Origin of the sequence: uncultured Nostoc sp. (assembly GCF_937863485.1) — a bacterium.
Lineage (GTDB): Bacteria > Cyanobacteriota > Cyanobacteriia > Cyanobacteriales > Nostocaceae > Nostoc.
In genome coordinates this window covers 1-7,276 of record NZ_CALMFY010000162.1, presented here as the reverse complement: position 1 = coordinate 7,276, position 7,276 = coordinate 1, and the positions used below count along the sequence as shown (strand labels likewise).

At 42.1% G+C, this 7,276-nt stretch carries 6 protein-coding genes and 1 pseudogene; 3 read left to right on the top strand and 4 right to left on the bottom strand.

Annotated elements, in window-relative coordinates:
• Positions 1-74: 74 nt before the first annotated feature.
• Both Q0541_RS20680 and Q0541_RS20675 read left to right on the top strand, forming a co-directional pair.
• Positions 75-257 (top strand): annotated as a pseudogene (locus tag Q0541_RS20680) (phosphotyrosine protein phosphatase); the annotation flags it as partial.
• Complete coding sequence (locus tag Q0541_RS20675) at positions 254-937, top strand: class I SAM-dependent methyltransferase (RefSeq protein ID WP_298914487.1); 684 nt, start codon at positions 254-256, stop codon at positions 935-937. The pseudogene Q0541_RS20680 and the gene Q0541_RS20675, both read left to right, overlap by 4 nt.
• Positions 938-1,188: 251 nt before the next feature.
• Here Q0541_RS20675 and Q0541_RS20670 read toward each other — a convergent pair whose 3' ends face one another.
• The 3 genes from Q0541_RS20670 to glpK all read right to left on the bottom strand — a co-directional run bounded on the left by Q0541_RS20670 (position 1,189) and on the right by glpK (position 4,861).
• Entirely contained in the window at positions 1,189-1,725 is a 537-nt protein-coding gene (locus Q0541_RS20670) for an anthrone oxygenase family protein (protein ID WP_298914484.1), read from the bottom strand.
• Between the two features lie 182 nt (positions 1,726-1,907).
• A complete protein-coding gene (argC, locus tag Q0541_RS20665; RefSeq protein ID WP_298914749.1) occupies positions 1,908-2,876 on the bottom strand; it encodes an N-acetyl-gamma-glutamyl-phosphate reductase in 969 nt (322 codons plus the stop codon).
• A 470-nt stretch (positions 2,877-3,346) separates the two neighbouring features.
• Positions 3,347-4,861 carry a glycerol kinase GlpK gene (gene glpK, locus Q0541_RS20660; RefSeq protein WP_298914480.1) on the bottom strand — a complete coding sequence of 505 codons (1,515 nt, stop codon included), beginning with the start codon at positions 4,859-4,861 and terminating at the stop codon, positions 3,347-3,349.
• Between the two features lie 529 nt (positions 4,862-5,390).
• Here glpK and Q0541_RS20655 point away from each other — a divergent pair.
• Positions 5,391-5,705 carry a hypothetical protein gene (locus Q0541_RS20655; protein WP_298914477.1) on the top strand — a complete coding sequence of 105 codons (315 nt, stop codon included), beginning with the start codon at positions 5,391-5,393 and terminating at the stop codon, positions 5,703-5,705.
• Positions 5,706-5,995: 290 nt separating this feature from the next.
• Here Q0541_RS20655 and egtD read toward each other — a convergent pair whose 3' ends face one another.
• Positions 5,996-7,030, bottom strand: coding sequence for an L-histidine N(alpha)-methyltransferase (egtD, locus tag Q0541_RS20650; RefSeq protein WP_298914474.1), 1,035 nt, complete (start codon positions 7,028-7,030; stop codon positions 5,996-5,998).
• Positions 7,031-7,276 lie beyond the last annotated feature (246 nt).

Genomic DNA, 7,276 nt, shown 5'->3' with positions numbered 1-7,276 from the left:
GCGATCGCTTATACTTGGCATAGTTTTGGGGTTGTCTGTGGGGCGATCGCAAAGTAAAATACTTTATCTAAACTGATATGATCTTTGTGATGAAAAAATCCTATAATAATAAGCTATCAAAAAAAAAATTCAGCCATTTATTAAATATAAAAAAATTATCTGCTTAGATATACCAGATGAATATGAATATATGGAACCAGCTATTAATTGAGTTGTTAAAACAGAAAGTTCTACCGCTATTAAAAATTAAAAAATGAATATTCAAGAAGCTTTTAATTCTGCCGCAGTAGATTATGATAACTTACGTCACATCTTAATTCCCTGTTTTGATGACTTTTACAAAACAGCCGTTGAAATCATACCAGGCAATTGCACTGCACCGTTGAAGGTTCTAGATTTGGGTGCTGGTACTGGACTTTACTCAGGTATGGTTCAGTCCGTCTTCCCCAATGCAGAGTTCACGTTGCTGGACTTAGCCCCTGAGATGCTAGAGAAAGCTAAGTTTAGATTTAGCAAAATGGGTAAATCTCCCAAAATCTTAATTGGTGATTACATTGAGACTGATTTAGGTGGTTCATATAACCTGATAATCTCTGCCTTATCGATTCATCATCTGTCAGATTTTGACAAAGAACTTCTTTATCAACGGATTTATGATGTTCTCAATCCTGGAGGGATATTTGTCAACGCCGATCAAGTTCTTGGCAAAACCCCTGATTTAGAACAACTTTACCGTCAACACTGGCTAGATTCTGTCTGCGCTAAAAATATCTCAGAGGAGGATCTCAAAGCTGCACAAAAACGCATGGAATACGATCGCATGGCAACCCTTGATATTCAACTTCACTGGCTAGAAGCGGCTGGGTTTCAAAATGTCGATTGCTGGTACAAAAATTTTAGCTTTGCTGTTTTTGGTGGTTATCGACCGACTATTTAACTAAGTAAATAGGCACAAATAATTAGAAGAGGGCATTAATTGTGATGCTATCACCTTCTTGTATAAGAGTGATCGCACCCCCGACTGCTACTTCTGGTCGTGTATAAAATAATTTCCACTTAAGTCGATAGCGATCGCCACGAAACTAGCTGTATAATTTGTCTCAAAAATATGCCTATTGATCAGGGTAAGTGAGATGAGCGATCGCACCATTCAACGTCAGAAATCAGCTGCATCAAGTTTTACTTTCTTTAACTAACCGTATTATCGAGTCCCCCTACGATTCTTGAACCCAAACAAAGCGCGATGGTGAGCGATGTTGCCGCTGCTAGCGCCGCTGCCGCCCGAATGTGATTCCAGATTGTCCAGTTGGCAAGGTAGCTAGACCATAGGCTCGCAGCGTCAGTGCTGTCCGACTCGACTCTCGCCAGGGCTTCGTTAAGCGGCACATTGAACACGATTGTCACGCCTAATGTACCAACAAGGTAAAGCAAGCTGCCGAGGAGCAAGTAGGCGGCACCGGGTTGATGCCACCTTAATAGCGAGGAGATTAAAAGAAAGATACAAGCCGCAGCCGTTCCCAAAAACGCTGCCATAAACAAGGGATTGATCACCGTGATATTGATGGATTGCATGGCGGCAATACCCTGCGTCGGCTTCAGCCTAGCAAGGGCGTTCATCACAAAGGTCGAGAAGGCAAAGAAGACTCCAGCTATCAGCCCGCAGCCCAGTGCCGAGAAAAGCTTCAATGCGAAATAATGTTGTTGAGTTATCAGATGTTGCAGCATCGCCTTACCTTCCTACTAGTAGGCCACGGCGTAAATAGAGCAACCATTTAAAATCCCTAAAGAGCTTATTCCATAATACTTTTGACTTTTGACTTTTGACTTTTGACTTTTGACTTTTGAATAAGTGACTTCCGCCTTGCGGTACTAGTATCTTCCAAGAAGTCGGGAATCTGAGCTTTTGACTACAATCCCAACTCTTCTGGAAAGCCGAGCATGATGTTTAAGTTTTGGATTGCGGCTCCCGATGCGCCTTTGCCCAAGTTGTCGAGACGAGCAACTAGCAACACTTCTTTGGTAGCGTCATTGGCGAATACAAAAACCTGAACAATATTGGTGCCGTTGATTGCGATTGCATCCAGGAATATTCCGTCTCGCAGCAGAGTAGAATCTTGAAATGGAGCAACCTGCACAAATTTTTCACTTTGGTAGTAGTTAGCAATTGCTTGATGAATAACTTCACCTGATGGTGGATTATCCAAAGTCCCCAATGGCAAAGGCACCTGCACCAGCATTCCTTGCTCAAAATCTCCTACTGCCGGTACGAACAGCGGCGGCGATGCTAACCCTGAGTAATGATGCATTTCCTTAACGTGTTTATGCCCAAATTGCAAACCATAGATGCCATAAGGGTAGAGTGACTCTGCCTCGGCTTGCTGTTCATGGAAGGTATGGTATTGTTTGATCAGATTCTTTCCGCCACCAGAGTAACCTGACACTGCGTTAATGGTGATGGGAAAGCTACTCTTCAAAAGTCCCTTAGCAATCAACGGACGGATACAGGCTAAAAATCCTGTGGGATAACAGCCTGGATTGCTGACAAACTGGGCGCTGGCGATTTTCTCTCGCTGTCCTGGATTTAGTTCAGGGAAGCCATATACCCAGCCTTTAGCTGTGCGATGGGCACTACTAGCATCCAGGATCTTAACCGTAGTACTACTGACCAAGCTAACAGCTTCGCGGGCTGCATCATCCGGTAGGCAGAGAATAACAACATCGACGCCATTGATTAGTTTGGCTCGCTCAGTTGCATCCTTACGTTTAGATACCTCAATGCTAACTAACTCGATATCATCCCGTTGATTGAGGCGTGAGTAAATTTGTAAACCTGTGGTTCCCGATTCCCCATCAATAAAAATCTTAGGTTTAGTAATCATGCGTCCAGCATCCTTATATATAAGTGGTATTTTGACCGATTAATCGAGTTATCATATCAAGTCTGATAAATCAACCTCTCCCCGCTTATGACTTACGCCAAAGCTCCCCTCCCCTATTAGGGCTACCGTGTACACACAAGTCGAGTTGGCAATCAAATGGACGGAAAAGAAGGGAAAATTATTTTTAAAATCCTTGATTTTCTCTTAAAACTCTATCAATAAGCTGACACTATTGATAATCAGTTTGATCAACTCAAAACCTTGCCAATATCAGGCTTGTATCTTACCAGGCAAGGATTTTAGGACTTGTGTGTACACTGTCGCCTACTAGGGGAGAGGTCTTGCGAGAATTAACAGTAATTTACCGGACATAATATCAATTTTTTATTGCACTGTTATAAAAAGGTCGCTAATCCTATTATTTAATAATAATTGAGCAATTTTTAATTAAGTTTTTGACCTCTTAACTACTCCACCCAAGCCAGAGTGCGTTTCACTGCCTTTTGCCAAGTAGCAAAATTGGACAATGGGCCATTGCTTCCCGGCTCAAACACGCACTCAATCTGCCGTTGCTGCACCAGTGCTTCATAGCTCTCCCAAAATCCTACAGCTAAACCTGCTGCAAATGCTGCACCCTGAACGGTTGTATCGCGCATTATCGGACGTTCAACTGGAATACCTAATACATCAGCTTGGAACTGCATCAGGAAATTATTTTCGCAAGCACCACCATCTACGCTTAATCGCCCAACTGGAGTACTGCTAGATGCATTTATCGCCTGCACTACCTCCAGAACTTGGTAAGCGATCGCTTCCAACACAGCGCGGACTAGATGCTCTGGTTGTACACTGGCGGTAATGCCAAAAAAAGCTCCCCTAACGCTCATATCCCAATAGGGTGCGCCCAGTCCACTAAATGCAGGCACAAAGTAGACTCCGCCATTATCTTTTACCTGATTTGCCATCACTTCAGTTTCAGCAGCAGTTTTAATCAGCTTCAGACGATCGCGTAACCATTGAATACAAGCTCCACTAGTAAACATACTGCCTTCAAGAGCATAGCCTACATCTAAAGTCTCCCTTGGATTTGCTTGTGTCCATGCCACTGTAGAAATGATTTTATGGTGCGAGCGCACAATTTCAGAGCCAGTGTGAGCCATCAAAAAGCTACCAGTCCCGTAAGTGCATTTCATTAAGCCTGGGCGATCGCAGCCATGACCAAATAGAGCAGCATGTTGATCTCCCAAGATGGCAGTAATGGGAATTTCAGCGCCCAACAAAGTAGCATCGGTAACTCCAAATATTCCTAAACTAGGCTGAATCTGGGGCAAAATATGAGCCGGAATTTGAAACAGATCCAGTAAATTCTCATCCCATTCACAGGTTTTGAGATTCATTAACATTGTCCGGCTGGCATTACTGTGGTCAGTAGCATGGACTTTCCCACCTGTGAGATTCCACAGCAGCCAGGTATCAATAGTACCTGCTAAGACATTGTTCAAGTCAACATCAGTAAACTTGTCTAATAGCCACCTGAGTTTAGTAGCAGAAAAATAGGCATCAATAATTAATCCAGTGCGCTCATAAATGTCTTGAGCATAGCCTTGCTCTTGTAACTGGTGACAAAGGGGAGCAGTGCGGCGATCTTGCCAGACGATCGCTCTTTGGAGTGGTTTACCAGTAATTTTATCCCAAATCAAACAGGTTTCACGCTGTACAGTCAGTCCTAGCGCTGCGATCGCTGATGGAACAATCTGGGCATTCCCAATTGCGGTTTGCATCACCCAATAGGTATCATGCCAGATTTGTTCAGGGTCATGTTCTAACCATCCGGGGTGAGGATAATACTGAGTTAGTTCTTTGTATGCCTGCCCAACAATCTTGCCGTCTGCGTTAAACACAAAGGCGCGGTTGCCTGTTGTACCTAAGTCCAATGCTAATATGTAGCCCAATGATGGAGTTGTGTTGCCAAGTATGTGCATAGCCGCTTTAACATGCTGGGTAGGTGTAGCCCGCTGTAGGCATCGCGATTTTAGCAATTCACGTCAAATCAGATATAGATTATTTATTGTACATTTAAGTCACATTTTTTCACCGGATACCCATAAGTAATAAATGGAAATCTCTCAAGCTCGACTTTATCCATTTTTCCCAGGACTTACGCAAAATACTTCTCAAACTCTTATTCCTCCGTGTTCTCTGTCCCTCTGTGGTTCGATTTTTCGTTACCTATGCGTAAGTCCTATTTCGCTAAGGGTGATCACAAAGGTACGCGATCACTAAAAAATGCGGGTTTTGCTGCGGTTAGGCTTTTGTTAGTGAATCTATGTATTAAGCTGCGTTCAAACATGAAGCAGAGGTTAGTAGTATATTCATTTGAAAATTGCCGTAATCAGATTTTATTTGACAGCGAAATGATTCATTTTGTGAGATTACGGTCTTATTTACAACTGATAAAAAACACAAGTTATTCAAGCTTTAAACATTTATTAACCAATTTGACAAATCCCCATGCGACAATATATTTCTCATTTGCTCATACTGGTATTAGGAACAAGCTCGACTTTCATCGTTACTCCATCTCAAGCTCAAACTCCGGTAAAACCCAACAGTCAAAATACTAATAATATTAGTTCCCTATCTTCAAATTCATCTTTCGCTATCCAATTGAGTGATTTTGCCAATTCTACTAATAGTAAACCACCTATCCTCTGTGAGGCAGTTAAAAACTCTTCTGTTTCTGATGCCAATATAACTGCAACTAAGCCGAAGGCACGGGTTCCTATCTTCAGCAGAATTTTTCCCACACCTTCGATGCAGCAATAATTAGCGGCTAAATATTGAGTCTCTCATTTGGGCTGATAGGGAAATGTATGAAATTATTATATACATGATGTACAACTGTACTTAGTGAAAATACCACTCCAGCAAAAGAGATTCTAATTGTTCTCTTTCACTGGGGTGGGAGGAATATCAACTATAGCCCTTCTCGTTTGTATGCAATATACTTTGACCTTTCTCCAAACCAATGCTACAAGAATTAGGGCTGTTTTTATTAGGTCTATATTGGACTCAACTGAGAACCGCTATATATGTGAGGTATACCCTGATTTGCTTTATGCTTGCAGCTGAGTGAGCAGTAAACCAAACCATTGATTTGGATCTGTCCACACATGAATAGGTAATAAACCCTGTGCAGTCAGTTGCTGCTTGATAGTATTGAAGTCAAATTTGCGCGAAATTTCAGTGAGGATAGTCTCACCTAGTGCAAAATTAACCTTGAGGTTAAGAGCGCGTAATTCTACAATTTGCGATCGCAGGCTGCGTAAATGCATTTCTATTTGATACTCACTTTCATTGTAAAACGCCCAGTGTTCAAACTGCGTGGTGTCGAAATTCCCATCAAATCGCTGATTTAAATGCTCCAGCATATTCAGGTTAAATGCTGCTGTCACTCCTTGGTTGTCGTTATAAGCTGGTTCCAAAATCTGTTTTGGCTTTCGTAAATCTATCCCCAACAAGAAATACTCACCTACTTGTAGGGCTTCTGTAATTTGAGAGAAGAACACATCACACTCACCAGGTGTCAGATTACCTAAACTGCTACCAATAAAACAAATCATTCTGCTGGGTAATTGCGTCGGTAGGAGTTGTGCAAGGGCTAATTCATAAGTTCCCGCTAGTGCATAAACTTGCAGTAAAGGATAATCACTTAATAACTGCTTGGCGCTACTTTCCAAAATACCTGTAGATACATCAATTGGTAGGTAGTGCAGGGGATAGCCTAGCTGCTGGTAGGCATCTAGTAAAATGCGGGTTTTGCTAGAACTGCCACTGCCAAGTTCTACCAATTCACAAGCGCCAGTTATCTTGGCAATTTCGTCAGCATACTGTTGTAAAATCGTTGTTTCTGTGCGTGTAAGATAATATTCTGGTAAATCACAGATTTGCTCAAATAGCTCAGAACCACGGTCATCATAAAAGTAACAGGGAGGTAAAGATTTAGGTGTTTGAGTTAATCCCTTCACTACATCACTTCCAGCACTAGGTGCAACTATTTTAGTTGCGCCTAGCAAACGCTGTATCTGCAAGCGTTCTTCGATATTTTCTGGAGAAGTAATCTTGCTGGTAACAGCTTTAGATATTGACATTGATTCTCGTGTTAAAGTATGTGGGGTTTTATGTAGAAAGTCTACTTTCCAAAGAACATTATGAGCGCATTTTGTGGCGTTTATGGGAAAATTCATTATCCAAAACGCCCTCAATCAAATGGGATACCAGGTGATTGAGGTATTCTTTTTATAAAAAAATATTTTAAGTATTGCAATCATTGCCATTTCGCAAGTATATGTAGGGGAGCCAGCCGTCTGGGCGGGTTTCCCGACTTGAGCGGACTG

Coding starts and splice junctions, on each gene's coding strand:
- Q0541_RS20675 (WP_298914487.1), top strand. CDS start 254: ATGAATATTCAAGAAGCTTTTAATTCTGCCGCAGTAGATTATGATAAC.
- Q0541_RS20670 (WP_298914484.1), bottom strand. CDS start 1,725: ATGCTGCAACATCTGATAACTCAACAACATTATTTCGCATTGAAGCTT.
- Q0541_RS20655 (WP_298914477.1), top strand. CDS start 5,391: ATGCGACAATATATTTCTCATTTGCTCATACTGGTATTAGGAACAAGC.
- glpK (WP_298914480.1), bottom strand. CDS start 4,861: ATGCACATACTTGGCAACACAACTCCATCATTGGGCTACATATTAGCA.
- egtD (WP_298914474.1), bottom strand. CDS start 7,030: ATGTCAATATCTAAAGCTGTTACCAGCAAGATTACTTCTCCAGAAAAT.